We start from the raw sequence: 26,110 nt of genomic DNA, 5'->3' as shown, positions 1-26,110 counted from the left end.
GCGTGTAAGCGCGCGGTGCTAAACTGATTGGCCAAGCCGGAGCTTGTCCGCCAAGCCCGTCCCTCCCGGAACTCACATGAAAGAGGCATACGATGGCTGATTTCCGAATCTGGTCGGACGACTTTCCCGCGAACGGTTTTCTGCCGAAAGCGGCCGAGTACAACGACAAATCGTTCGGCGTCGACGGCGAAAACATCTCGCCCGCGTTGCAGTGGGAGGCCCCGCCCGAAGACGCGCAAAGCCTCGCGCTGACGGTCTACGATGCCGACGCGCATACGGGCAGCGGATTCTGGCACTGGGTGGTCGTCAATATTCCGATCGATGCGCGCGGCCTGCCGCGCAACGCGGGCAAGGCGGACGGCACGCTGCTGCCGCAAGGCGCGGTGCAACTGCGCAACGACTACGGCACACACGGTTTTGGCGGCGTCGCGCCGCCGCGCGGCGAGAAGACGCATCGCTTCATCTTCAGGCTATATGCGCTGAAGGCGCCGTTGCCGCTCGCGCCGGAAACGACGAACGCTGTCGCGCGCCTGCTGATCCATCAGAACGAGCTCGACTCGACGACGTACACGGGGCTGTATGAATTGAAGTAGCCGGAGCATCTCCTCTGCGAAGACGCACGCCGGACTCGCGGAGGGCATCGTAAAACGCCGGCACATTGCATCGACCGGCAAGGCCGGCTCGCATGCCGGCCTTGCCATTCCATCGACAACGATTTGAGCGGCCGCGAGGCCATCAAGCAAAAACAACCATCGCTACACCACCACCGCCGATGCGCGCACAACCTTCCCGCAGCTCTTCTTCGACTTCCTCGTCCCATCCCGCCGCCCGCGGCGCAGCCGCAGCGCAAGACAACGAACTGGGCTTGCCCTTGCCGCAACGATATTGGGCGATCCTCGTCGTCGCGTTCGGCATCTCGGTCTCCGTCATCGACAGCGCGATCGCGAATGTCGCGCTGCCGACCATCGCGCGCTATCTGCATGCGAGCGCGGCCAGTTCGATCTGGGTCGTCAATGCGTATCAGCTCGCCGTCACGATTTCGCTGCTGCCGCTGTCGTCGCTCGGCGACCGGATCGGCTACCGGCGCGTCTATCTGGGCGGGCTCGTGCTGTTCACCATCGCGTCGCTCGGCTGTGCGCTGGCCGATTCGCTGCCGACGCTCGCGCTCGCGCGCGTGATTCAGGGTTTCGGCGCCGCGGGCATCATGAGCGTGAACACGGCGCTCGTGCGGATGATCTATCCGCCGACGTCGCTCGGCCGCGGCATTTCGATCAACGCGATGGTCGTTGCGGTATCGTCGGCGGTCGGACCGACTGTCGCGGCAGGCATTCTGTCGGTCGCATCGTGGCAGTGGCTCTTTGCGATCAACGTGCCGATCGGCATTGCCGCATTCGTGATGGGCATCAAGGCGCTGCCCGGCAACGTGCGTCACGACTCGCCGTACGACTACGTGAGCGCCGTCATGAACGCGTTCGTATTCGGCCTGCTGATTTTCGCCGTCGACGGGCTCGGGCATGGGCAATCCTACGTGTATGTCGCGGCCGAACTGGCCGCGGCGCTCGTGATCGGCTACTTCTTCGTGCGGCGCCAATTGACGCAGTCCGCACCGCTTTTACCCGTCGATCTGATGCGCAATCCGGTGTTCGCCCTGTCGATCGGCACGTCGGTCTGCTCGTTCACCGCGCAAATGCTGGCGTTCGTCTCGCTGCCGTTCCTGATGCAGAACGCGCTCGGCATGTCGCAAGTGCAGACCGGCCTGCTGATGACGCCGTGGCCGCTCGTCATCATCGTCGCCGCGCCGGTCTCGGGCATGCTGTCCGATCGCATGTCGGCGGGACTGCTCGGCGGCATTGGGCTCGCGTTGCTGACCTGCGGCCTGCTGCTGCTCGCGGCGACGATCGGCACGCACCCGCAGCCGTTCGATATCGCGTGGCGGATGGCGCTGTGCGGCGCGGGCTTCGGTATCTTCCAGTCGCCGAACAACCGGACGATCCTCTCCTCCGCGCCGCGCGCGCGCAGCGGCGGCGCAAGCGGCATGCTCGGCACCGCGCGCCTGACCGGGCAGACCCTCGGCGCCGCGCTCGTCGCGCTCATCTTCGGCGTGGTGCAGCACCATGGGCCGGTCGTCGCGCTGTATGTCGCCGCCTGCTTTGCCGCGGTCGCGGCCGTCGTCAGCTCGCTGCGCGTGACGCAAACGGGCGCGGCCGCGTCCCCATGACGCGCAACGCGAAGCGCGTGGTTTGACGCGATCGCAATAAAAAACGGCAGCCGCAGCTGCCGTCGATTACCCGCGCACCGTTCGGATGCGCGATTCAGGTTCCGATCTACGCGTCGACGTGACAGCCGCCACGTCAGAACATCATCAAGCCGTCACGTCAGCGCGCTTTACCGCTTTTTCGGTCACCGACGATGCGGTCGCGACGTGCCGCAGATCCGCGAGGAATGTATCGCGCCAGACGGAGAGATTGTTCTCGCGCAGCGGCGCCATCATGTCCGCGTGCCGCGCCTGCCGTTCTGCGAGCGGCATCGACAACGCGCGCTCGAGCGCCTCGGCCATTTGCGACAGATCGAACGGATTGACGACGAGCGCACCGGGCAACTGCTCGGCGGCACCTGCGAATTGCGACAGCACGAGCACGCCCGGATCGGCCGGATCCTGCGACGCGACATATTCCTTGGCAACGAGGTTCATGCCATCGCGCAGCGGCGTCACGTAGCCGACCTGCGACTGGCGGAACAACGCCATGAGCAGGTTGCGTTCGTACTTGCGGTTCAGGTACTGGATCGGCGTCCAGTCGAGCTGCGCAAACCGGCCGTTGATGCGGCCCGCCTCGCCTTCGAGGTTCTGACGGATGCGTTGATAGGTCTGCACGTCCGAACGCGTCGGCGGGGCGATCTGCACGAGCGACACGCGGCCATGCCAGCCGGGCGCGTTGAGCAGCAGCCGCTCGAACGCCTGGAAGCGCTCGACGAGGCCCTTCGAATAGTCGAGCCGGTCGACGCTCATGATCAGCTTGCGGTTGCGCATCGCGTCGCGCAGGCTCTTCACCGCCTTGCGATCGCCGAACTGCTCGGCCGCTTTCGCGATCGCGTCCGGATAGATGCCGATCGGGTAGGCACCCACCTTCAGGAAACGGTTATACGCGTGGACGATGCCGTCCTCGCTCGCGCTGCCGTGGCGGCCGCGTTCGATATAGTCGACGAACGACTGACGGTCGGCCTCGGTCTGGAAACCCACCACGTCGTAGCTGCACATGTCCCGCACGAGCTCTTCGTGCGGCGGCACGGTCAGCATCACTTGCGGAACCGGAAACGGGATATGCAGGAAGAAACCGATCGGGTTCCTCACCCCGATCTCGCGCAGGCAGCGTGCGAACGGCAGCAGGTGATAGTCGTGCACCCAGATGATGTCGTCGGGCCGCAGCATCTCCTTCAACTGCTTCGCGAGCGACGCGTTCACACGCAGGTAGCCCGCGTATTCCTGCCGGTCGTAGCGCGACAGGTCGTTGCGGTAGTGGAAGGTCGGCCACAGCGTCGCGTTGGAAAAACCGCGGTAGTACTGGTCGTAGTCGCGCTTCGTGAGGGCCACGGTCGCGTAGGTCACGTTGCCCTGCTTCTCGATCACCGGCTGCGACGGCTCGCCCGCGATCTCTCCGCTCCAGCCGAACCAGACACCGCCCGTTTCCTTCAGCGCATCCAGCACGCCGATCGCAAGACCGCCCGCTGCGGGCCGGCCTTCCTGCGTCGGCGCGACGCGGTTCGACACTACGATCAATCTGCTCATACAGCTCCCCCTCATTCAGTTGACGTTCCGTGCGACTGTGCGCCGAAATAGTGCACGCAAAAATTATGCCGCATTGCGACAAACGCGAACAAAAAAATGTATGCAAATGTGACAGACGAACGAAAAACATCCTGCGCGCCGCATGCGCCCGCAAGCTTTTTTCTTCGCTCGCTAACCGACCGGAGCGCTCAGGCGTCCTGCTCGGAACCGAGATCGCGCTGGTAATCGAGTCCTTCCTTACGCGTGCCGCCCTGGTTGTGATCCCCGTCTGGCGGGGCATCGGGCGCGGCGCGATTCTGCGCAGCCGGATCCGGTGCATCGGACGGGCTGGCCGGAACACTGCCAGGGCGCGGTTCGCGCTTCGAGTGGCGCGCGGAGCGCCGCAATGCGGGGTGTCTCATGATCGATTGCCTCCAGGGGAAGGCTTGCCGCCGAGCGGTGGCATCACCACAGTCTAGAACCCGGTAACGTAAATTGCCGGTAAAAAGTTCGTTGGTTTTGTAACGAGTACATCAAGTCGCGCAAATGCAACGCTGGGCGCCTCGCCGATTCCAGAAGTCGGATCAATACGATCGAGGCCGCGGTGCAAGGACGATCCGGCCGTTCATAGCGGGCTGCGCAGCGCGCACCCGACGCTTCATGAACTTACGGCGGCGCGTAATTTGGCGGAGGATCGCCGATCGGCGGAGGAAGCGGCTCGCCGGGCAGGCGGTCAGGGTCGGGCGGCACCTCGTCGCCCTCATCGGGCTCGTCGGGGGCGGGCGGTTCGATCGGCTCGGGACGATGCAGCCGGTCCGTCACCTGCGACGCTCGCCGCACGCGCAATGCCGATGCAACAGATAGAGCGACGGTGTCGCGCTCCGGATCGGACATGGGGCCTCCTCGTTAGCGTCTTCGTTTGTCGCTTCGGGGGCGTTGCAAAGGCTGTGCCGTCGAGGTTGCACGATGTCTGCCGATACGTGCGGATATCGGCAGGCACCTGCGCATGCGGATGATCAAGCACCAGCCTTGCCGAACGCCTGCGGCTCTTCGGCGCCGTCGCCATCGTCAGCGCGGCCCGCATCGTTGCCATATTCGACAAGCCGGTTGTAAAGCGTCTTCAGGCTGATGCCGAGAATTTCCGCGGCGCGCGTCTTCACGCCCCCGCACTGGTCGAGCGTGGCGAGAATCAGTTGACGGTCCGCTTCGGCGAGCGACGTGCCGAACGGAATCGTGATCGCCGTGCCCGCCGTCGACTTCGACAGCGTGATCTGCAACGGCACCGTCGCCGTGCTGTCGGAATCGGTGCCCGACATGATGTGGGCCCGTTGCACGTAGTTCTTCAGTTCGCGCACGTTGCCGGGCCACGGATACGACAGCAGCATTTCCTTGACCGCCGGTGGAAAGTGCTTGCGCGTGCCGTGCTGCTCGTTGAGCTCGTCGAGGAACGACTGGGCGAGCAGTTCGACGTCCTTGCCGCGCTCGCGCAGCGGCGGCAGGCTGATCGGGAACACGTTGAGGCGGTGATACAGATCGAGACGCAGCTTGCCCTCGAGCACCGCCTGCTCCGGGTCGCGATTGGTCGCGGCGATGAGCCGCACGTCCGTCTCGATTTCCTTCGTCGTGCCCACGCGCATGAACATGCCGGTTTCGAGCACGCGCAGCAGCTTCACCTGCAGCTCGATCGGCATTTCGGTGATTTCATCGAGGAACAGCGTGCCGCCGTTGGCGCGCTCGAAATAGCCTTTGTGCTGACGGTCGGCGCCCGTAAACGAGCCGCGCTCGTGACCGAACATTTCCGACTCGATCAGGTTCGGCGAAATCGCGCCGCAATTCACGGCGAGAAACGCATGCTTGCGGCGCAGGCTCAACTGATGCAACGTCTGCGCGGCAACTTCCTTGCCGGTGCCCGATTCGCCGACCAGCATGACCGACGCGGCCGTCGGCGCCACGCGGCTGATCTGGTCGTACACCTGCTGCATGACCGGCGAATTGCCGAGCATCAGACCGAAACGGCCCATGCGGCGCAACTCGCCGCGCAGCGTGCCGATTTCGGCCTTGAGATCGCCCGCGCGCGGCAGGCGATTCAAAATCGCCTTCACGCGCTGCATGTTGATCGGCTTGACCAGATAGTCGGCCGCGCCCATCTTCAATGCGCTCACGGCGGACTCGACGGTCGCGTGCCCCGTGATCACGATGAACTCGACGCCCGAACGCGGATCGAGATCCTCGAACAGGTCGACGCCCGTGCCGTCCGGCAGCTTCAAGTCCGTGAATACGACGTCCGGCATCTGCCGGACGAGTTGAATACGGGCCTCGCGCAAATCGCCGGCAGTCGCGGTCGTCAGGCCGTCTTCGGCGATGATCGCGGCTAGCGCCTCGCGGGTACCCGGATCGTCATCGACAATCAGTGCGTGTGGCATCGCGTTTCCGAAACTTAAAAGTACGAGTGGTAGTCAGCTCGAACGCGCAAGGTCGCGAGCCTATAGCCATGCTAGGTGTGAAACGGCCGCTCCGGGCGGCCGCATATGAAAAATTTACCAACTTTGCGCAATCTTGCAACAATTGCCGTCCGCCGGTCTATCAAAACGGTTCATTGTTGTTCATTTACCTATTATACGGCGATATCCCAATAAAACGATACCGGCCGCTCCGGTTTGCCGGAGCGGCCGGTAATGCATCGGCAGGACGGCTCGACTGCGCGTCTCAGCCGCGCAGGTCGCACTGCAAGGTCAACTGCAAAGCTGAACTGCGAAGCTCAACTGCGCGGGAACGGCCAGGCGCCACCGCTCGCACCGTGATCGGCGCCGTTACCGACACGCGGGTGCGTGCCGCCCGGCAAGGTCGCCGGCTGTAACGCGTCACGGTCGGCCGAGACCGAGCCGCCCTCGCCCTCCCAGCGCGTCAGATCGCGCACGCTCGCCGCTTGAGCGGCGCGGCGGTTCTGCGCCCAACGCCAGGCGAGCATGCCGCCGATCGCGAAGAGCGCGCTGAAGATGCCGATTCTGGGTCGAGCCATGTTGACCTCCTTGCTTGTGAGAACCGTGGGCAAATGAACCATGAACGAAACCGCTGCCGCCTCAGCGCGCCACCAGCAGGCCGAGCACGAAGCCTACCCCCGCGGCAATGCCAAGCGACTGCCAGGGGTTTTGACGCACATATCGCTCGGTCTGTACCGTCGCGCTTCGATAGCCGCGCTGCGCGGCGACCTGCGCATCGGCGAGCGCCGCCTGCAGCGTATCGACATGCGTGCGCAACCGTTCGCGCAAAGCGCCGACGCCTTCGCCCGGCAATTGGGCCACGAGCCGCAGCATTTCCTCCGAGTCCGTCAACAACACGTTCAGGTCCTCGACGATCTTCTGCTTGCCGAGCGCGAACTGTTCGGTGGTGGCTGTCATCGTGTTTCTCCGTTTGTCATGTCTTGCCGATCTTTGCGTCGATCGTTGTGTCGTTGAACGGACGCTTGCAACGGTCATACCCGACAAGCGTGTCGATCGGCGAGCACAACACGGCGTCCCTCGCCAAGCGCTCGCGAACTTCGGGCAATGTTGCCGACTGCCGCGCCTGCAATCGGCCGCCGCGAACTTTTTTCCGCCCGACGCGGGCCTGCGCGACGAATGCAAGCGCCTTGCCGGGTATGCCGTGCCAGTGGTTAAATTGGCTTTTGCGAGATAGCGGATCGCATCCGGCGCACGTCGCATCCGAAAGCGCGCGATTCAGCGCGCAGTTCCTGACGACGTCCCCGGATGACCCGGCCATCTCACGCCCCCGCGCCATCACATCCTCGAACATTTGCACAGGACACCCTGGTTATGGCGTCAACCGATCTGGACTCGCCCGCCGCCGACACGGCCGGCGGCAGCGCAAGGTCACAGGCGAAACCGCGCGGCGCGGAAAGCGTCGCGGGACTGAAGTCGTATGGAACGCTGTACGGCTCGTCTCCCGTCATGCTCGATCTTTACGAGCAGATCGAACGCGTGGCCGCGACCGACGCGACCGCGCTGATCATCGGCGAATCGGGCACCGGCAAGGAGCTGATCGCCCGCACGATTCACGAACACAGCGCGCGCAAGGGCGCCGCATTCGTCGCCGTCAATTGCGGCGCGATTCCCGACGAGCTTATCGAAGCCGAACTGTTCGGCCACGAGAAAGGCAGCTTCACAGGCGCCGTGCAAGGCCGCATCGGCTACTTCGAGCACGCGAACGGCGGCACGCTGTTTCTCGACGAAGTAACCGAGATGTCGCCCGTGCGCCAGGTCAAGCTGCTGCGCGCACTCGAAACCGGCACGTTCTTTCGGGTCGGCGGCTCGGAGCTGATTCGCGGCGACGTGCGCGTGATCGCCGCGACCAACCGCGACCCGGCCGTCGCCGTCAAGGAAAACGGACTGCGCGAAGATCTGATGTACCGGCTCGCGGTTTTTCCGTTGCGCGCGCCGCCATTGCGCGAACGCGAGGGCGACCGCGAACTGCTCGCGCAGCACTTTCTCGCCGCCTTGAACCAGCAGGAAGGCACGAACAAGGTATTCAGCAAGCGCTCGATGGAAACGCTGCGTACCTGGTCGTGGCCCGGCAACGTGCGCGAGCTCAAAAACGCCGTGTATCGCGCGTTCATTCTCGCGGAGAAGTCGGTCGAACTACCCCATCCGCATCTGATGTCGCGCGTGAAAAAGCCCGTTACGCTCGGCGACTCGATGAGCGTGTGGATCGGCACGCCGCTCGCGGACGCGCAGAAGCAGATCATCCTCGGCACGCTCAAGTATTGCGGCGGCGACAAGCGGCGCGCTGCAAAAGCGCTGGGCGTCAGTCTCAAGACGCTCTATAACCGCCTCAGCATGTACGGCGACGAAGAAGACGCAAGCCCGGAAAGCAACAGCAGCTAGCGGCTAAACGACACGACCGCATGCCCAACCGGCAAGCATGTCGGTCGGCGCAACCACAATGCGCGAGCGCCTTAAACAGAAACGTTTGGCGCGCGCATCAGGTTTTGCAATTACTTGCATTTTTTCTATGCCAATTACAAAAGGCATCCTGCACAATCCTTTTTGCAAACAAGTCATGAGGTCTGACCCGTAGCGGCCGCCCCTCCACAAGGCGCGACGGGTGAGCAGGAGCAAAAAGAAGCAATGCAAAACACCATGTCCGGCGCCTTGAGTGTGCCGCGTCCGGGCGCGCTGCTGGCCGCGCTCGTCGTCGTTGCGGCCATTACCGCACTGAGCGGCTGCTCGTCTCTCTACTCCGAAAGCGCAACGGCGGGCGCCGGCATCGCCGGCGCGGCGATCGCCGGGTCCGTCACCAACAATGCGGCGGTCGCAACCGGCATCGGCCTCGGCGCCGTCGCCGCGGCGCGCGCTGGCGTCCAGTATTCGGAGCGCGTGATCCATCGCAATACGCAGAACGGCATTGCCCAGGTTGCCGGGCCACTCGACGTCGGCGGCGTCGCGCCGTGGAGCGTCACGCATTCGGTGCCGCTCGAAGAGGACGAACACGGGCGCGTGACCGTGAGCCGCATCATCAGCAGCGGTCCGCTCGATTGCAAGGAAATTGTCTTTTCGGTCGACAAGGCGGCGACGCAGGACAAACCCGCGTCGAGCGCGTTCTATGTCGCTTCGATCTGCCGCGACGGCAACACGTGGCAGTGGGCATCGGCCGAACCCGCGACCGAACGTTGGGGCGCGCTGCAATGAGCGCGGCCGCAGGCAGTCCGCAAGCCCTCGGCGTCACGCATGAAGCGCGCAAGGCGAGGCACCTGCTGCGCGCCGCGTGGGTCGTCGCGCTATGCGCAAGCGTCGGGGCGCTCGTGAGCGGCTGCAGTTCGACGTCGCTCGGCGCGGCAGGCGGTGCGGCGGCGGGCACGGCAACCGGCATCGTGACCGCGAATCCGGCGATCGGCATCGGCGTCGGCATCGCGGTGCAGGCGGTCACTACCGAATCGATCAATCGCTATTACCGCGTCATGCACAGCGATCAGCAAAACGTGATCGCGGCACTCGTCGGCACGATGAAGGTCGGTGACACACGGCCGTGGAACGTCAAGCACACGCTGCCGATCGAGAACGGCCACGGGCAAATCCGCGTGACGCGCGCGTTCTCATCGGCGCTCGCGGACTGCAAGGAGTTCGCGTTCTCGGTCGCCGACGGCGACGAAGCGAATTCGCCCGAGCACTGGTACACGGCTGCCGCGTGTCAGATGCAGCAGGACAAGCGCTGGTGGAAATGGGCGTCAGCCGAGCCCGCGGTCGATCGGTGGGGGAACCTGCAGTAGCGGTTCCCGCGCCGGTCAGGACTCGACGTCTTCGAGGCTGAAAATCTCCGACTGGTCGTTATACGAAAAAATCTCGCCATAACGTCCCCAGTTGATCACCGCGTCGAGCGTCTCTTCGGCCGCGCTGTCGGAGAGGAAATCTTCGAGCTCCTGCTCGAAGCGCACGCGCGGCGCGCGGTGACCGGGCCGCTCGTTGAGCACCTTCTTGATCCGCGCCGCGAGCGGCACGTGCTTGAGCAGGTGATCGGCGAACATCAGCTTGCGCTCCTGCGTGCCGAACTCGGCGAACACGCGCGCCGGCGGCGTGAGGAAGATGTCGCCCTCGCGCACGTCGGCAAAACCGAGGTTCTGCAGCACTTCGGCGATCGGAAACAGGTCGTCCACCTCGAGATGCAGCGAGCGCGCGATTTCCGGCATGTCCGCGCGCCCGTGATACGGCGCGGCCGCCAGCGTTTCGATCAGACCCGCCATCAGGTTCGTCGATACGTGCGGCAGCCAGCTATGCAGCTCGAGCCCCTTGCGCGTCGTCTCGCCGGTCTGGCGCGCGGTCATCTTCGCGTAGATGTCGTCCACCAGCTTGCGGAACGCCGGGTCCAGACGGTTGCGCGGATGCTTGAACGGCACCTTGATCTCGGCAATCACGCGCCCCGGGTTCGACGACAGCACCAGAATGCGGTCGCACATGAACACCGCTTCCTCGATGTTGTGCGTGACGATCAGCACCGACTTGATCGGCATGCGGCCCTGCGTCCACAGATCGAGCAGATCGGTGCGCAGCGTCTCGGCCGTCAGCACGTCGAGCGCCGAGAACGGCTCGTCCATCAGCAGCAGCGTCGGGTCCACCACCAGCGCGCGCGCGAACCCCACGCGCTGGCGCATGCCGCCCGACAGCTCGCGCGGATACGCATTCTCGAAGCCGTCCAGACCGATCAGGTCGATCGCCGCGAGCGCGCGCTCGCGCCGTTCGCGCGCCGGCACGCCCTGCGCCTCGAGCCCCGCCTCGACGTTCTGCAGCACGGTCAGCCACGGAAACAGCGCGAACGTCTGGAACACCATCGCGACGCCCTCGGCCGGCCCCTCGAGCGGCTTGCCCATATACGTGACTTCGCCGTCGGTCGGCTCGATGAGCCCCGCGATGATGCGCAACAGCGTCGACTTGCCCGAACCCGAGCGGCCCAGCAGACCGACGATCTCGCCTTCGCGCAGCGACAAATTGGCGTCGTCGAGCACGAGCAGCTCGCCCTGCGTCTTGTTGAACCCGCGGCAGACATCCTTGACGCGCAGAATCTCGTCGCCGAGGCGCGGTGGCATCGGCGGCGTCTGAATCGGCGTGGCGGCGGCTTTAGGATTTTGCATCGTGTTTTGCCTTCAGTTGCAATCAATCGAGCCGCAGTCGCGATTCGGCGTGCGCATACAGCGGACGCCACAGCAGTCGATTGAACAGGGTCACGAACAGGGACATCACCGCGATGCCCAGGATGATTTTCGGATAGTCGCCAGCTTCGGTGTTCTGCGCAATGTATGCGCCGAGGCCGTGCGCCGCGACGCGCGTATGGCCCCACTCGACGAACTCGGCGACGATGCTCGCATTCCACGCGCCGCCCGATGCCGTGATCGCACCCGTGATGTAGTACGGGAACACGCCCGGCAGCATTGCCTGGCGCCACCACTGCCAGCCGCGAATGCGGAAATTCTTCGCCGCCTCGCGGTAGTCGTTCGGATAGGCGCTCGCCCCCGCGATCACGTTGAACAGGATATACCACTGCGTACCGAGCACGATCAGCGGCGAGAGCCAGATATCCGGGTTCAGATGCCAGCGCACGATCGCGATCACGAACACCGGGAACAGCAGGTTCGCCGGAAACGCGGCGAGAAACTGCGCAAGCGGCTGGATTTTTTCCGCAAGCCTCGGACGCAGGCCGATCAGCACACCAAGCGGCACCCAGATCACCGACGCGATCGCGATCAAAACGATCACGCGCAACAGCGTAATGAGCCCGAGCACGAGCACATGGCCGATCTCGTCGAGCGTCACGCCGGTGCGCACGTACGCGATCACGCGATACAGCACGTACACGGTAACCAGCAGCACGACGATCGACCAGACGAGATCGCCGATACGCCGCGTCGTGCCGCTTTGCACGGCCGGAAAACGCACCGGCCCGACCGACGACAGCCGCAGCGGAATGCGCGCCGCGCGTGCGAAACACCAGCCGAGCGGCACGAGCAGCCGATGGATGAGGCGCGTGCGGCGAATCAGGTCGAGCAGCCACGACTCGGGCGCATTGCCCGAGCTCGTGTTCTCCATGCGGAATTTGTCCGCCCACGCGACGAGCGGGCGGAACAGCAGCTGGTCGTAAAGCAGGATGACGATGGTCATCGTCAGGATCACCCAGCCGATCGCGTGCAGGTTCTGCTCGGCGATCGCCTGTGCGAGATAGGCGCCGATGCCCGGCAAGGTAATCGTATGGTTGCCGACCGTAATCGCTTCCGAGGCGACCACGAAGAACCAGCCGCCCGACATCGACATCATCATGTTCCAGATGAGGCCCGGCATCGAGAACGGCACCTCGAGCTTCCAGAAGCGCTGCCATGACGTGAGGTGAAAGCCGCGCGAGACTTCGTCCAGATCGCGCGGCACCGTGCGCAGCGACTGGTAGAAGCTGAACGTCATGTTCCACGCCTGGCTCGTGAAGATCGCGAAGATCGCCGCCAGTTCCGCGCCGAGCACGCGCGACGGCACGAGCGCGAGGAAGAACGTCACCGTAAACGAGATATAGCCGAGCACCGGCACCGACTGCAGGATGTCGAGGATCGGCACGAGCACCTGCCCCGCCCGCCGGCTTTTCGCGGCAAGCGTGCCGTACACGAGCGTGAACACGAGCGAGGCGGCCATCGCGGCGAGCATGCGTAGCGTGGTGCGCATCGCATATTCGGGAAGGTGTGCCGGATTGAGCGAGATGGCCTGCGTCTTCAGCGTCGAGATCGGCGCCATCGTCTCGTGAAAGCCGATCGCGGCCATCGCGATCGCGCAGATGATGAGCGGAAACGCGACGAAGTCCCAGCGGTTCGGCAACACGCGCCACGCCGATGCGTTGGCGGTGCGATTGAGGTTGAAGCTGAAGAGATCCATCAGGCCCCCTTGCCGCTCTCGGCGCGGATTGCGGTTTGGGTGATGCCTCGGGTCGTGCCTCGCGGCATGCAGTCGGGCGCGGCACAGCGGCGCGCGAATCGGTCCGGAAAGCTGAAATCAGGCATGGCAAAACGCGTGAGCGCGGTGGTCGTTGGCGTCGGGCGCGGCCCCGGACTGGCGAGGGCTCGCGAGCTTTCCCTATTTTGGACGGCACGACAGTACTACAACCAGCATGACCGGCACAACCATGGCCATGGCTTAGCCTGCACGCGGCGCGCGGCACTTCGCGAAACCGTCGCGCGCAAGCCACAGCGGCGTGCAACCATGCGCGCATCCTCTATTCAGAAACTAAGGCTGCAAGCCGATAAGGATCATGCAAGGCGAAGCGCGAGGGCCGTGACGACAAATAACGGACTCGCACGCCGCCGCGTGGCGGTTAAAATCGGGAAGCGGCCCGGTGGCGCACGGCCCCGCGGATCTGGCCGGATCCGGCGAGCCGCACGGCACACGACGAGGGAAGCGGCCCGGTGCCGGCGCGTCGCAGCGAATGACCTTGCCGCATGAAACACTCAGACGGATCAGAGGGTCGATGAAACGGACAACCTTGCGCCAGGCGGTCGGGCCGGCCAGTTTCGTACTGGTCGCGCTCGTTTGCTGGTTTCTGTCCGGCCTCGTCGCCGATCGCATGGTCCAGCAGGAACTGGACGCGGCGTTGCGTCAGCAGCGCCAGATGTCGTCGTCGATCGTCTACAACATGGCGGAGGTGATCGCGAGCGACCTCGCGATGTCTCGCGCGATTCCCGCGACCATGGCCGAACTCGGCGTGATCCAGCAGGCGCTCTCGCATGCGGGCAATTACACCGCGCCCGGTATCGACGCGCAACCCGCGCATCGCAACGAACTGCTCGCCGCGCGCGAACTTGCCGCAGTCAACAATTTTCTGCATGACGCGCAGGGCTTTTCCGGACTCGACGTCATCTGGCTCGTCAATGCGAACGGGCTTTGCGTCGCGGCGAGCAATGCGCAAAGCCCGCAATCGTTCATCGGACTCGACATGCGTTCGCGCAGCTACCTGACGAACGCGCTGCTCGGCGCGTTCGGCGAAGCATATGGCGTCGGGCGCCTGAGCGGCGAGCCGGGCATCTTCATCTCGGCGCCGGTCTACGACGACGGGCTGCTGGTCGGCGCGATCGTCGCGAAGGTCGGCATCGCGCGCTTGCGCCACTGGGTCGCGCACGCGGGCACGTTCGTCACCGACGAAAATGGTGTGATCATCATGGCGCATAACGCGACACTCGAAGGCGAAGCGATGCCGAATTCGCGCGTCACGCAGATGTCGGCCGCCGAACGGATCAGCACGTATCGTCGAGAAACGTTTCGGGCCGTGCAGATCCAGCCGGTCGCGCGCCAGGTGCGGCGCGCGGCGCCCTGGGTGCCCGACGACGTCGCCGCGCAGCTGTTCGATATGCCGGGTCACGCCACCCCGACGCTCTATCAGTCGCGCAGCGGGCTGAACTCCGGGCTCTCCGCGCATCTGGTCGATCCGCTCGGCGCCTGGAGCGAACTGCTGCGCAATCACAAGCGCGACCACATGCTCGTGTTCCTGACGCTGGCGGGCACCGTATCGCTCGCCTGGGTGATCACCGTGTCGTATCTGCGCGAGCGCCGCCACCATCGCGCGACGCGCGATCTCGCCGAGCAGCTGCAGGCGGCCAATACGCTGCTGTCGGCCGAAGCGCGCCACGACGCGCTGACCGGCGCGCTGTCGCGCCGCTACTTCCTCGACCTGCTGCGCCACGAAATCGATCGCGCGCGTGCGACAGGCGAACCGCTATGCATGGCGATCGCCGATCTCGATCACTTCAAGCAGATCAACGACCGCTTCGGTCACGCGACCGGCGACCGTGCACTCGAACATTTCGTCGACACCTGCCGCACTGCGTTGCGCGGCAGCGATGCGATCGGGCGTCTGGGCGGCGAGGAGTTCGGCATTCTGCTGCCGTCCACCACGTTGAGCGCGGGGCTTGCCGTCGTCGAGCGGCTGCGCATCGGCCTGAAGGCCACGCCATGCGCGAAGCTGCCGGCCACCGCGGGTTTGAGCGTGAGCATCGGCATTACCGAGCTGTCGCCGGAAGATGCGCCGGAGCGCATCGTGAGCCGCGCCGATCTCGCGCTCTATGCGGCGAAGTCGGGCGGGCGCGATCGCAGTGAAGCAGTGCCGCCCGACGATACGGCGCCGCCCGCGCGCACACCGGCGACCGCCCTTTAAGCCGTGTGCTTCTACCGCCCCGTGCGGAAACGCCGCGGGGCGCCGCCACGCGCCAACGTACGCTAACCGCTATCGGCGCGGAAGCGACGCGGTATCATCAGCCCAAGGCTTACATCCGAAGATAGCGAGCGCACGCGGCGACCGCCGCCGTTGCTGACATCCGCCTGCTATCGGCTGGCTACTTCGCCTGTCGTCACCGAATAGTTACCGCCGCTTACCCGGGAGGCTCGCATGAAGGGAAATCTGGTGATCGTCTGCCGCGATCAGGATGCTGACGCGTTCGACCATCTACTCGCCGAATATGGCGCATTTCAGACGCGGCTGTCGTCGACCGCCTGGTATCTGAAGCTCGATGCCACGCCTGAAACCCTGCAGGAGGAAATTCTCGCGCGCCTCGGCAAATACACGACGCACTACATTTTCGAAGCGGAGACGGTAACGTGGAACACCGTCGATAGCGAAGCGGCCGCCGCGCTCAATACGCTTTTCACCGAATAAGACGCCACGCATCGCGGCCGCCGCAATGGTAGCGCGGCTCGCGACGCGATCCACCACCCTACCCGCACTACCAGACGCTTTCCGACGCCGACGTTGCGCGCGACACGGCTTCGAGCGGGAACGTCATCAGCACGCGCAAACCGCGTCCGTCGTGATTGCCGATTTCCCATGTGCCGCCCGCGCGCCGCACGAGCCGCTCGACGATTGCGAGGCCCAGACCGCTGTGGCCGTTGCCGCCGCGCGCCGGATCGAGCCGCACGAATGGCCGTGCGGCGTTGATCAGGTCTTGCGCGGCGATGCCGGTGCCGTTGTCGCTGATCGACAGCGCATAGCCGGCCGCCGTGCGCGACGTCGCGACGAGCACCGGCGGCGCGCCATACGCATGCGCGTTGTCGAGCAGGTTGGACAGGATACGATCGAGCGTCGCGGCCGGCAGCGTAAAGCCCGGCCCCGCGCGCAGATCCGTCTGCACGGCGCTCGAACCCGGCGCGACCGCGCGATAACTGCGCACGACGCGTTCGCATTGCTCGTCCACTTCGACAGGCTCGCTGCGGTCCGCGCCATCGTGCGCGAACACGAGGAACTGATCGACGATATGCGTCATCGAGTCGACATCGCGCACGACTCCGTCGCGCATCTTCGGCTCTTCCATCATCTCGGCGCGCAGGCGCAGTCGCGCGAGCGGCGTCTTCAGATCGTGCGCGACACCGGCGAGCATGACCGCGCGGTCGTTCTCGGTGCGCGCGACCTCCTGCACCATCTGATTGAAGCCATGCGTGAGCTGCCGCAACTCGCGCGGCCCGCGTTCGCGCACGGGCGGCACCGGCAGGCCGCGGCCGAAGCGTGCGACCGCCTGGGCAAGCGAACGCAGCGGCTGCTGCAGTTGCCACGCGGCAAACAGCGCGGCCATCACGCCGGCCGAGAAGATCACGGTGAGCCACAGCACCATGCGGTCGAGCGACCTCGGCGGACGCAACGGCTGTACCGGAACGACGATCCAGCTGCGATCCGCCGCGGACTTGACCCAAAGCGTAGGAGGCTTGCCCGGCAAGCCGATGCGCACCTGCGTCGAATCGGGCATGCGGTCGCGCACATCTTCGACAAAGCGGTCGAGCGGCACCGGCAACGACTTGTTGTCGGGCGGCACATCGGGGCTCGACGGATCGACGAGGCGCACGCGCGACGGCAGCGGCTGGTCCGGCGTGCGCGCGACGTGCTGACGCACGGCGTCGACGAGGAACGCGGCTTCTTCGACCGCATAGCGCGTTTGCAGATTGCTGCGCTCGAGACGGATCAACGCGTACCACGCGAAATGCGACAGCAGCAGCACCCCGACGACGAGTACCGCAAGCCTGCCGAACAGCGAATCAATGGGACGCCGCATGTTGCTCGCCGTCCGGCACGAAAACGTAACCGCGGCCGCGCACCGTCTGAATGAAACGGGGCACCGACGGGTCCGTCTCGAGGATACGGCGCAGGCGCCACACCTGAACGTCGATGCCGCGGTCGGTGCCATCGTATTCGGGACCATGCAGCAGTTCGAGCAGGCGTTCGCGCGTGAGCGTACGCATTGGATGATTGACGAAGATCTTCAGTAGCGCGAACTCGCTGCCCGACAGCGTGAGCGGCTTGCCCTCGAGACTCAGCGTGCGCGACTGGAAATCGAGCGTGAAGCGGCCGAACGAAAACGGCTCGCGCTGTTCGGGCGCCGCCGCCGACGGCATCGTGCGCCGCCGCCTTAACACCGCCTGCACGCGCGCGAGCAGTTCGCGCGGATTGAACGGCTTGCCGAGATAGTCGTCCGCGCCGAGTTCGAGGCCGACGATGCGGTCCACGTCGTCCGCGCGCGCAGTGAGCATGATGACCGGGATGTCGTCGCCCGACGCGCGCAGCTTGCGCAGCGCCGTGAGCCCGTCGACGCCCGGCATCATCAGGTCGAGCACGATCAGATCGGGACGCTCGCGTTCGAGCCGGCGTTCCAGCGATCCGGCATCGTGAAGCACCGAGACTTCGATGCCCTGGCGCGCCAGATAGTCGCGCAGGAGATCGCGGAGTTCGACGTCGTCGTCGACGACAAGGATTTGAGTAGCCATGGATCGAAGTTTAACGCGCACCCGGAGCCAGGCCGCTGTTACTGACCCCGAAAAGGGTTACGGGGTGTTACGACGAAAGGCGCGAGTAATGTCGCGTAACAGCGCGAATCGTCTGCGTAACACGGCGTGAGCGCGGCGCCTCTACGCTGTGCATTACCGAATGCGGACCCGACACGTCGTGAAGGCCGCTCGTCGGATGTCACCTGGGAGCACTTTAATGTCCAAAAACACTTCTCGCTTTCTCGCTATCGCAGCTGCTTCGCTTTCGATCGGCATCGGCGCCGCGTATGCGGCCCAGCCTTCGGGCATGGGCGGCATGGGCCACGGCGGCCCCGGCGGCTGGCATAACCACTTCATGCAGGAGATCAACAAGCTGCATGGTCAACTGAACCTGAACGCGGACCAGCAAAAGCTCTGGCAAAGCGCGCTCGACACGATGAAACAGAATCGTGAAGCGATGCGCGCGAACCACAAGCAGATGCGCGATCAGTTCAAGTCGATGCAGCAACAACCGATTCTCGATCTGAACGCGATGCACGCCGCGCATGAAAAAATCGCGCAGCAGGACGCGCAACTGCGCGAGCAGACTTCGGCTGCATGGCTGAACTTCTACAACAGCCTCGACGACCAGCAGAAAACCACGGTCAGCACCGCGCTCAAGCAGCACTTCGCGAAGATGGAACAGCGCCACGAAAAGATGCGCGAGCGCTGGCAGCAGCATCACGGCGACGCGCCTGCGTCGGCCGCCAGGTCTTAAGGCGAAGTGGCAGTCGCGGTACCGCGGCGGTTGCCGCTGCCGCGGCATCGAAAACGCGTCACGGCATTGCCTTGCCGTGACGCGTTTTTCGTTGTCCGATCGGTCGGGCGAGACCTCTGCCTGTTCCTTCCAGCAGCGCTTCCCATTGCACTTCATTGCGCGTCTATTGCACCGTGCAAACCGCCTGTTTGTCCTTAAGCGTTTGACCGGCTGGCGCGACGCGCCGCTTCGGGTAAAATACCGCCCTTTTGCGCGACCTCCCGGGCCGAGACTTCGAGTGCGGCGGCGCGGGCAACACGGTGGATACACCGCGGATACCTCGTGAGGCGTGCCATTTTTGACAGCCTAGAATAGCGTCGCCGACGCTTGCGGGACCGCTGCTGATTCGACGCTTGCTGCGAGGTTCGCTGCGACGTTCACGGGCAGAAGAATGCCGCGGCGGCCGGCACGGCAATGAAGGACAGGCCCATCATCGACGATCGGCGACAGGAGAAACATGAAGAAGCTCGCATTGTGCGCGGCATTCGCCGCCCTCGCGACGGGCGCAACGGCGAACGAACGCAGCACGCTCGGCGAAGACGTTGCGGCAAACCCGCACCATAACGACGCAGCGCTGAAAACGATGGTCGAACACGCGGTATCGGCCTCGCGCAAGGAAGACGCGTCGACACGCCCGGCCAGGCCGTATTTCGACACCGATCTGCGGCCGACCCGATAAACGAAGAACCCCGCAAGGGAACAGGCGAGCGTCGGCTGCCGCACATTCGCTCGGGGCAGGCCCGAATGGGCCAGACAAAGGGCTTGGTAATACAGTCGGGGAAGCGTCGAAATGAGCGCCCGACCAAACGCCCTCAAGGGCCCTTAAGGACACACTATGTTTCTGCAAGGTTACGGCCCGCTGATCCTTTCGGGCACGTTCCAGACCGTCAAGCTTGCCGTGCTGTCGCTCGTGCTGGCATTCGTGCTGGGGCTTCTCGGCGCGGCCGCGAAGCTGTCGAGAAACCGGCTGTCGCACGGCATCGGCACGGTCTACACGACACTGATTCGCGGCGTGCCCGACCTCGTGCTGATGCTGCTGCTGTTCTACAGCATCCAGATCTGGCTCAACAATCTGACCGACGCGCTCGGCTGGGATCAGATCGACATCGATCCGTTCGCCGCCGGCGTCGCGGTGCTTGGCTTCATCTACGGCGCGTACTTCACCGAGACGTTCCGCGGCGCGTTCCTCGCGGTGCCGCGCGGCCAGCTCGAGGCCGGCGCGGCGTACGGCATGACCGGCTGGCAGGTGTTTACGCGCGTCATGTTCCCGCAGATGATGCGCTTCGCATTGCCCGGCATCGGCAACAACTGGCAGGTCATGGTGAAGGCGACGGCACTTGTCTCGATTATCGGTCTCGCGGACGTCGTCAAGGCCTCGCAGGACGCCGGCAAGGGTACGCTGCGGTTCTTCTTCTTCACGCTGCTGGCCGGCGCGATCTATCTGGTGATCACCACCGTCTCGAACTTCGTGCTGATGTACCTCGAAAAACGCTACTCGACCGGCGTGCGAAAGGCGGAACTATGATCGAGCTGATCCAGGAGTACTGGCGCAACTATCTGTACACCGACGGCTACCGTTTTACCGGTGTCGCGATCACGCTGTGGCTGCTCGTCGTGTCGATCGGACTCGGCTTCTGCCTGTCTGTGCCGCTCGCGGTCGCGCGCGTATCGAAGAAGAAGTGGCTCGCGGGCGCGGTGTGGCTCTATACGTATGTGTTCCGCGGCACGCCGTTGTATGTGCAACTGCTGCTTTGCTACACGGGCCTCTACAGCCTCGAAGTGATCCGCGCGAACGAACTCACCAACGCGTTCTTCCGCGAGGGCATGAACTGCACCCTGCTCGCCTTCACGCTGAACACCTGCGCCTACACCACCGAGATTTTCGCCGGCGCGATCAAGGCGACGCCCTACGGCGAAATCGAAGCCGCGCGTGCCTACGGGATGTCGCAATTCACGCTCTATCGCCGCGTGATCCTGCCGTCGGCGTTGCGCCGCGCGCTGCCCTACTACAGCAACGAAGTGATCCTGATGCTGCATGCGACCACCGTCGCCTTCACCGCGACCGTGCCCGACATCCTGAAGATCGCACGCGATGTGAATTCGGCGACGTACCGCTCGTTCGATGCGTTCGGTATTGCGGCGCTTCTTTACCTGTGCATCTCGTTCACGCTCGTCTGGCTGTTCCGCCGTGCCGAGCGACGCTGGCTCGCCTATCTGCGCCCGCAGGGCAAATAACGGCCGCGCTGCAACCGCACTGCAGCCGACCCCAAGGATTCCGATGAACACCCTGTCTCCCATGCTTTTCGTCGACAACCTGCATAAGAAGTACGGCGATAACGAAGTGCTCAAGGGCGTGACGCTGAAGGCGAAACGCGGCGACGTCATCAGCGTGATCGGCTCGTCCGGTTCGGGCAAAAGCACGATGCTCCGCTGCATCAATTTTCTCGAACAGCCGAACGCGGGCCGCATTTTCGTCGACGGCGAAGAGGTCCGTACCGCGCAAGACAAAGCGGGCGCGTTGCGCGTCGTCGACCACAAGCAGTTGCAGCGCATGCGCACGCGCCTCTCCATGGTGTTCCAGCACTTCAACCTGTGGACTCACATGACGGTGCTCGAGAACATCGTCGAAGCGCCGCTGCATGTGCTCGGGCTGTCGCGCAAGGAAGCCGAAGACCGCGCACGCACGTACCTCGAGAAAGTCGGCCTCGCGCCGCGCGTCGAGAAGCAATATCCGTCGCACCTGTCGGGCGGCCAGCAACAGCGCGTCGCGATCGCCCGCGCGCTGACGATGCACCCGGACGTCATGCTGTTCGACGAGCCGACTTCGGCGCTCGATCCCGAGCTCGTCGGCGAAGTGCTGAAGGTCATGCAGACGCTCGCCGAAGAAGGCCGCACGATGATCGTCGTCACACATGAAATGGCATTCGCGCGCAACGTGTCGAATCACGTGATGTTCCTGCACCAGGGGCGCGTCGAGGAAGAAGGCCACCCGTCCGAAGTATTTGGGAATACCAGGAGCGAGCGCCTTAAACAGTTTCTCGCAGGCAGCCTTAAATAAAATCCTGATTGCATGCGATCCCACATGTAGTCGAAGTAGTATTACAAGGCGCTTACGCGCCTTTTTTATTGCCCGAAAGCCGCGCTGCGAGGGGCTCACAAAGCTTCGTCATCCCAACATATGCACGTTTTATGCGCTGCAGCCGCTTACTCCCGACGATTTTCAACGTCAATAGTGGCAATCCTTGACCTCACCCTTACGAATCCGTGATTCCCTTTATCGATAAGGATTTAAGCGCGTTTTTGGGCTCGATTCGACGTCGCCCCGTCACACTCGTATTGCAATTTGGCGACATCTCTACCGCGAGCCTCGAATTTATTCCCCACGTCCGGGTATTTTTGCTAAATTAGTAACCAAAGTAGCAAAACAAAGTTCATTAAAAGTAGTTTCACTTCAAAAACGAACAGGACAAAACACAGGAGACATCGGCCGGCGAAGCTCGGAAACGGCGCTTGAACAGCCGCAACAAGGCTGCGCGTCAGGAGACACCGATCGCTTCCCCACTCAGGCCCATGTCTTACTGCATAAAGGTTTCCTGTCCGGCGCTGCTGGCGTCCGGATACCACTCGCAGTACTGGTTTTACTTTTTGACAGGGTATGGAGGAGAAGATGAAGAAAGCTTTGCTCGCCGCATCGCTGCTGTCCATCGGCGTTGCTGCGCATGCACAGAGCAGCGTGACGCTGTACGGGCGTCTGGACGCTGGTCTCGAAGCCATGTGGGGCGTGCCGACCGGCTCCAATGCCGCCGGCCAGGCAACCAACAGCACGCACCGCTTTCGCGCGGAAAGCGGCGACTGGGGTACCAGCCTCTGGGGTTTGAAGGGCGCTGAAGACCTGGGTGCCGGCTACAAGGCCGTGTTCCAGTTGGAAGGCTCCTTCAACACGATGACGGGCCAAGGCCCTGGCGGCGGCGGTCTCTTCAATCGCTGGGCAACCGTCGGTGTCGCAAGCAACCAGTTCGGTACCTTCCTCCTCGGCCGCGAACTCTTCATCGCCAACGGCGTGTGGGACTTCGACCCGTTCGGTCAGTCGAACTGGTCGTCGGCGTCGCTGGTGCGTGGCCGCAACTGGCCGCAATCGAGCAACAACATTTCGTACCAGTCGCCGAAGATCGCGGGCTTTGACTTCTACGGTCAATACGCGCTGTCGAACGCGACGAACTGGAACGGTAATGGCACGACGGCGCAAGGCCGTGAAGGTGGCGCGCAGATCACCTATACGTCTTCGCTGTTCCAGGTCCGCGGCATGTACGATGAAATCCGCAACCCGTCGAACGGCATGCTCGGCGGTGCGTATGACCCGCTCGACGGCAGCACCAACCTTGGCGGCAACGGCAACGGCAACGGTGTGTACGGCTACTCGCGCGAGTACACGGCCGCTGTAAACGTGTTCCTCGGCCAGTTCAAGATCCAGGCCGCGTATCAGGCCATCCGCTCGTCGGGCATGACGAACGTGCTGCCGGGCCAGCCGACCACGCTCGACCACGAATGGGGTGGCGTGACGTGGCAAGCCACGCCGGCGGCTGCTCTGATCGCCGCGGTGTACCACGTGAACGGCAACAACGGCGCGGGCAATGCGACGATCTACACGGTTGGCGGTTCGTACAACCTGTCGAAGCGCACGCTGCTCGATATCCAGGTCGCTACCGTCCAGAACAGCTCGACGGCCAACTATGGCCTGAACGCGAACAACTTCGGCAACGCGACTTCGACGGACAACCCGCTCGTCGGCCACAGCCAGTCGGGCGTGTACGCAGGTATCCAGCACTCGTTCTAATCGAACGTTGCGAGTACAACAGATGTAGCTAGAGAACAGTTTTCACGCTGCTGCGAGAGGCGCGTATCGGTGCGATGTCCGAAAGGGGATCGCACCGTTTTTTCTTTGGTTTCACATCTGGGGTGCGACGAACTGCGCGAAGAACTGCGCGGAAAACTACGCGGGGCACTGCGCGGGGCACTGCGCGGCACACGCATTGCGCGTGCACCGTTCTGGCACAGCCGGACCAGCCGGCCTAAACCGCCGCTTCGTTCTCTTCGCCCGTGCGAATGCGGATCACGCGCTCGACATCGGCGACAAAGATCTTGCCGTCGCCGATCTTGCCCGTGCGCGCCGCGCCGATGATCGCATCGATAACCTGATCGGTCTGATCGTTTGCGACCACCACTTCGATTTTCACCTTCGGCAGGAAGTCGACGACATATTCGGCACCACGATAGAGCTCGGTATGCCCTTTCTGGCGTCCGAAACCCTTTACTTCCGTGACGGTAAGCCCCGTCAACCCTACTTCCGCGAGCGCCTCACGCACTTCGTCGAGTTTGAACGGTTTGATGATTGCGGTGATGCGTTTCATAGCGAGCCTCGTGTGGGTTCGAAGATAACAGGATGCCGGATTGTCTTTTGATTCTACGCCGCGCCGGACACATTGCCAGCGCGGTGGCGCGCATTCCCGCTCGCGCGAACAAGCTCGAACAAGCAGGAAACAGTCTTACGCGAGCGGCTCCGTATAACGCGATGTGATCGGATAGCGCCAGTCGCGGCCAAACGCACGATGCGTGACACGAATGCCGATCGGCGCCTGACGCCGCTTGTATTCGTTGATCTTGATCAAACGCGTCACGCGCTTCACGTCTTCGGGTGAAAAGCCCGCTGCGACGATTTCCGCGAGCGACCGGTCTTCTTCCATGAACATCCGCATGATCGCGTCGAGCGTGTCGTACGGCGGCAGGCTGTCCTGGTCGGTCTGGTTGTCGCGCAGCTCGGCAGAAGGCGCGCGCGTCAGGATGCGCTCGGGAATGATGTCCCGCTTCGCGTACGCCGGCGCGGCATTGCGGTAGTGGCACAGCCGGTAGACCAGCGTTTTCGCGATGTCCTTGATCACGGCGAAGCCGCCCGCCATATCGCCGTACAGCGTGCAGTAGCCGACCGCCATCTCGCTCTTGTTGCCGGTAGTGAGCACGAGCGAGCCGAACTTGTTCGACAGCGCCATCAGCAGCGTGCCGCGAATACGCGCCTGGATGTTTTCCTCGGTCGCGTCTTCCGCGCGGCCCGCGAATTCGCCGGCAAGCGATGCGCGGAAGGCATCGAACATCGGCGCGATCGCGATTTCGTCGTAGCGCACGCCGACGCGCCGCGCCATATCGGCCGCGTCCGTCGTCGAAATGTCGGCGGTGTAGCGCGACGGCATCATCACTGCGCGCACGCGCTCGGGTCCCAGCGCATCGCATGCGACGGCCAGCACGAGCGCGGAATCCACGCCGCCCGACAGGCCGATGATCGCCCCCGGAAACCCGTTCTTGTTGATGTAGTCGCGCACGCCGAGCACGAGCGCCGCATAAACCTGCGCTTCGATCGAAGTCTCCGGCGCGACCGTCGTCGCGACCGGCTGCGCGCCGTCGAACTCGACGATCGCATGGCCTTCGGTGAATTGCGGCATCTTCGCGACGACTTCGCCACGCGCATCGAGCACGAACGAGCCGCCGTCGAACACGAGTTCATCCTGCCCGCCGACCATGTTCACATAGACCATCGGCAGCCCGGTCTCGCGAATCCGCGCGCGCAGGATATCGATGCGCACCGCTTCCTTGTTCATGTGATACGGCGACCCGTTCGGCACGAGCAGCACCTGCGCGCCGGCCGCTTTAGCGAGCTGCGCCGCCGACGCGTGCCAGACGTCCTCGCAGATCACGACGCCGTACTTCACGCCGTCGAGCTCGAACACGAACGGCTGCGGATCGGACGCGAAATAGCGCTTCTCGTCGAACACTTCGGTGTTCGGCAGATCCTGCTTCAGATAGGTGCCGACCACCGCGCCGTCGACGATCAGCGACGCCGCATTGTAGGTATCGACCGGCGGCAGCCCGCGCTCGATCGGCGCGTTTGCATTACCATGACCGTTCGCTACATCGCGATACGGATGGCCGACCACCACGTGGAGGCCCGCCAAAGGTTGCAGTTCGCGCGCAAGATCGGCGAGCGCCGCGGCGCTGGCCGCATAGAACGCGGGCCGCAGCAGCAGGTCTTCGGGCGGATAACCGGACAACGCGAGTTCGGGTGCGATCAGCAGCTTCGCACCATCGCTGTGCGCGGCGCGGGCCGCGGCCACGATCTTCGCGACGTTGCCGGCGAAATCGCCGACGGTGACATTGAGTTGGGCTAGAGCGATGCGAGTCGTCATTTGATAAACACACGGCGCGGCGCGTGTGCGGCGCGCCAGATCGGATCGGGAACGGTCATTCAGA

At 64.0% G+C, this 26,110-nt stretch carries 26 protein-coding genes; 13 read left to right on the top strand and 13 right to left on the bottom strand.

Features of this window, described 5'->3' with window-relative positions:
• Positions 1-92: 92 nt before the first annotated feature.
• Together BTO02_RS08035 and BTO02_RS08030 are read left to right on the top strand one after the other, a co-directional pair.
• Complete coding sequence (locus BTO02_RS08035; RefSeq protein ID WP_075156592.1) at positions 93-593, top strand: YbhB/YbcL family Raf kinase inhibitor-like protein; 501 nt, start codon at positions 93-95, stop codon at positions 591-593.
• A gap of 179 nt (positions 594-772) precedes the next feature.
• On the top strand, positions 773-2,218 hold the full coding sequence (locus tag BTO02_RS08030) for an MFS transporter (protein ID WP_075156591.1): 1,446 nt from the start codon (positions 773-775) through the stop codon (positions 2,216-2,218).
• Between the two features lie 144 nt (positions 2,219-2,362).
• Here BTO02_RS08030 and otsA read toward each other — a convergent pair whose 3' ends face one another.
• The 7 genes from otsA to BTO02_RS07995 all read right to left on the bottom strand — a co-directional run bounded on the left by otsA (position 2,363) and on the right by BTO02_RS07995 (position 7,555).
• Positions 2,363-3,784, bottom strand: coding sequence for an alpha,alpha-trehalose-phosphate synthase (UDP-forming) (gene otsA / locus BTO02_RS08025; protein ID WP_075156590.1), 1,422 nt, complete (start codon positions 3,782-3,784; stop codon positions 2,363-2,365).
• Between the two features lie 188 nt (positions 3,785-3,972).
• Complete coding sequence (locus tag BTO02_RS08020; protein ID WP_075156589.1) at positions 3,973-4,185, bottom strand: hypothetical protein; 213 nt, start codon at positions 4,183-4,185, stop codon at positions 3,973-3,975.
• 244 nt (positions 4,186-4,429) lie between these two features.
• The gene (locus BTO02_RS08015; protein WP_198039266.1) at positions 4,430-4,657 is read right to left on the bottom strand and encodes a hypothetical protein; all 228 of its coding nucleotides are present in this window, start codon (positions 4,655-4,657) and stop codon (positions 4,430-4,432) included.
• Between the two features lie 122 nt (positions 4,658-4,779).
• A complete protein-coding gene (locus BTO02_RS08010; protein WP_075156588.1) occupies positions 4,780-6,186 on the bottom strand; it encodes a sigma-54-dependent transcriptional regulator in 1,407 nt (468 codons plus the stop codon).
• Positions 6,187-6,521: 335 nt separating this feature from the next.
• Entirely contained in the window at positions 6,522-6,782 is a 261-nt protein-coding gene (locus BTO02_RS08005) for a hypothetical protein (RefSeq protein ID WP_075158694.1), read from the bottom strand.
• Positions 6,783-6,843: 61 nt separating this feature from the next.
• Positions 6,844-7,161, bottom strand: coding sequence for a DUF883 family protein (locus BTO02_RS08000; protein WP_075156587.1), 318 nt, complete (start codon positions 7,159-7,161; stop codon positions 6,844-6,846).
• Between the two features lie 16 nt (positions 7,162-7,177).
• Entirely contained in the window at positions 7,178-7,555 is a 378-nt protein-coding gene (locus tag BTO02_RS07995) for a hypothetical protein (RefSeq protein WP_156883779.1), read from the bottom strand.
• A 20-nt stretch (positions 7,556-7,575) separates the two neighbouring features.
• Here BTO02_RS07995 and BTO02_RS07990 point away from each other — a divergent pair, with 20 nt between their 5' ends.
• The 3 genes from BTO02_RS07990 to BTO02_RS07980 all read left to right on the top strand — a co-directional run bounded on the left by BTO02_RS07990 (position 7,576) and on the right by BTO02_RS07980 (position 10,025).
• Complete coding sequence (locus BTO02_RS07990; RefSeq protein WP_075156585.1) at positions 7,576-8,643, top strand: sigma-54 interaction domain-containing protein; 1,068 nt, start codon at positions 7,576-7,578, stop codon at positions 8,641-8,643.
• Between the two features lie 255 nt (positions 8,644-8,898).
• Complete coding sequence (locus BTO02_RS07985; RefSeq protein WP_075158693.1) at positions 8,899-9,447, top strand: hypothetical protein; 549 nt, start codon at positions 8,899-8,901, stop codon at positions 9,445-9,447.
• On the top strand, positions 9,444-10,025 hold the full coding sequence (locus BTO02_RS07980) for a hypothetical protein (RefSeq protein ID WP_075156584.1): 582 nt from the start codon (positions 9,444-9,446) through the stop codon (positions 10,023-10,025). Before BTO02_RS07985 ends, BTO02_RS07980 begins: the two co-directional genes overlap by 4 nt.
• 15 nt (positions 10,026-10,040) lie before the next feature.
• On the opposite strand, the gene BTO02_RS07975 is transcribed toward BTO02_RS07980, so the two are convergent.
• Both BTO02_RS07975 and BTO02_RS07970 read right to left on the bottom strand, forming a co-directional pair.
• Positions 10,041-11,381, bottom strand: a complete 1,341-nt coding sequence (locus tag BTO02_RS07975; RefSeq protein WP_075156583.1) for an ABC transporter ATP-binding protein — start codon at positions 11,379-11,381, stop codon at positions 10,041-10,043.
• Between the two features lie 22 nt (positions 11,382-11,403).
• Positions 11,404-13,158, bottom strand: coding sequence for an ABC transporter permease (locus BTO02_RS07970; RefSeq protein WP_075156582.1), 1,755 nt, complete (start codon positions 13,156-13,158; stop codon positions 11,404-11,406).
• A 589-nt stretch (positions 13,159-13,747) separates the two neighbouring features.
• On the opposite strand from BTO02_RS07970, the gene BTO02_RS07965 reads away from it, so the two are divergent.
• Positions 13,748-15,427: a sensor domain-containing diguanylate cyclase gene (locus BTO02_RS07965; protein ID WP_075156581.1), complete on the top strand. Its 1,680-nt coding sequence runs from the start codon at positions 13,748-13,750 to the stop codon at positions 15,425-15,427.
• A 231-nt stretch (positions 15,428-15,658) separates the two neighbouring features.
• Positions 15,659-15,925, top strand: a complete 267-nt coding sequence (locus tag BTO02_RS07960) for a double-stranded DNA-specific endonuclease (RefSeq protein ID WP_075156580.1) — start codon at positions 15,659-15,661, stop codon at positions 15,923-15,925.
• Between the two features lie 67 nt (positions 15,926-15,992).
• On the opposite strand, the gene BTO02_RS07955 is transcribed toward BTO02_RS07960, so the two are convergent.
• Both BTO02_RS07955 and BTO02_RS07950 read right to left on the bottom strand, forming a co-directional pair.
• On the bottom strand, positions 15,993-17,309 hold the full coding sequence (locus BTO02_RS07955) for an ATP-binding protein (protein WP_075156579.1): 1,317 nt from the start codon (positions 17,307-17,309) through the stop codon (positions 15,993-15,995).
• Positions 17,293-18,018 (bottom strand): response regulator, encoded by a 726-nt coding sequence (locus tag BTO02_RS07950; RefSeq protein ID WP_075156578.1) that lies wholly within the window; start codon positions 18,016-18,018, stop codon positions 17,293-17,295. Before BTO02_RS07950 ends, BTO02_RS07955 begins: the two co-directional genes overlap by 17 nt.
• Before the next feature lie 217 nt (positions 18,019-18,235).
• Between BTO02_RS07950 and BTO02_RS07945 the strand changes: the two genes are divergently transcribed.
• The 6 genes from BTO02_RS07945 to BTO02_RS07920 all read left to right on the top strand — a co-directional run bounded on the left by BTO02_RS07945 (position 18,236) and on the right by BTO02_RS07920 (position 23,648).
• The gene (locus tag BTO02_RS07945; protein ID WP_075156577.1) at positions 18,236-18,775 is read left to right on the top strand and encodes a periplasmic heavy metal sensor; all 540 of its coding nucleotides are present in this window, start codon (positions 18,236-18,238) and stop codon (positions 18,773-18,775) included.
• Between the two features lie 496 nt (positions 18,776-19,271).
• A complete protein-coding gene (locus BTO02_RS07940; RefSeq protein WP_075156576.1) occupies positions 19,272-19,493 on the top strand; it encodes a hypothetical protein in 222 nt (73 codons plus the stop codon).
• A 156-nt stretch (positions 19,494-19,649) separates the two neighbouring features.
• Positions 19,650-20,339 carry an ABC transporter permease gene (locus BTO02_RS07935; RefSeq protein ID WP_075156575.1) on the top strand — a complete coding sequence of 230 codons (690 nt, stop codon included), beginning with the start codon at positions 19,650-19,652 and terminating at the stop codon, positions 20,337-20,339.
• The gene (locus BTO02_RS07930) at positions 20,336-21,049 is read left to right on the top strand and encodes an ABC transporter permease (protein ID WP_075156574.1); all 714 of its coding nucleotides are present in this window, start codon (positions 20,336-20,338) and stop codon (positions 21,047-21,049) included. Before BTO02_RS07935 ends, BTO02_RS07930 begins: the two co-directional genes overlap by 4 nt.
• 43 nt (positions 21,050-21,092) lie before the next feature.
• Positions 21,093-21,872 (top strand): ABC transporter ATP-binding protein, encoded by a 780-nt coding sequence (locus tag BTO02_RS07925; protein ID WP_075156573.1) that lies wholly within the window; start codon positions 21,093-21,095, stop codon positions 21,870-21,872.
• A 609-nt stretch (positions 21,873-22,481) separates the two neighbouring features.
• On the top strand, positions 22,482-23,648 hold the full coding sequence (locus BTO02_RS07920; RefSeq protein ID WP_075158692.1) for a porin: 1,167 nt from the start codon (positions 22,482-22,484) through the stop codon (positions 23,646-23,648).
• A gap of 235 nt (positions 23,649-23,883) precedes the next feature.
• On the opposite strand, the gene glnK is transcribed toward BTO02_RS07920, so the two are convergent.
• Together glnK and BTO02_RS07910 are read right to left on the bottom strand one after the other, a co-directional pair.
• Entirely contained in the window at positions 23,884-24,222 is a 339-nt protein-coding gene (gene glnK / locus BTO02_RS07915) for a P-II family nitrogen regulator (RefSeq protein ID WP_008342452.1), read from the bottom strand.
• A 135-nt stretch (positions 24,223-24,357) separates the two neighbouring features.
• Positions 24,358-26,046, bottom strand: a complete 1,689-nt coding sequence (locus BTO02_RS07910; protein ID WP_075156572.1) for an NAD+ synthase — start codon at positions 26,044-26,046, stop codon at positions 24,358-24,360.
• Positions 26,047-26,110 lie beyond the last annotated feature (64 nt).

It is taken from the genome of Paraburkholderia sp. SOS3 (assembly GCF_001922345.1).
Taxonomy (GTDB): domain Bacteria; phylum Pseudomonadota; class Gammaproteobacteria; order Burkholderiales; family Burkholderiaceae; genus Paraburkholderia.
Note: the sequence above shows the minus strand (reverse complement) of the source record. Positions and strands in the feature narration are given on the sequence as shown.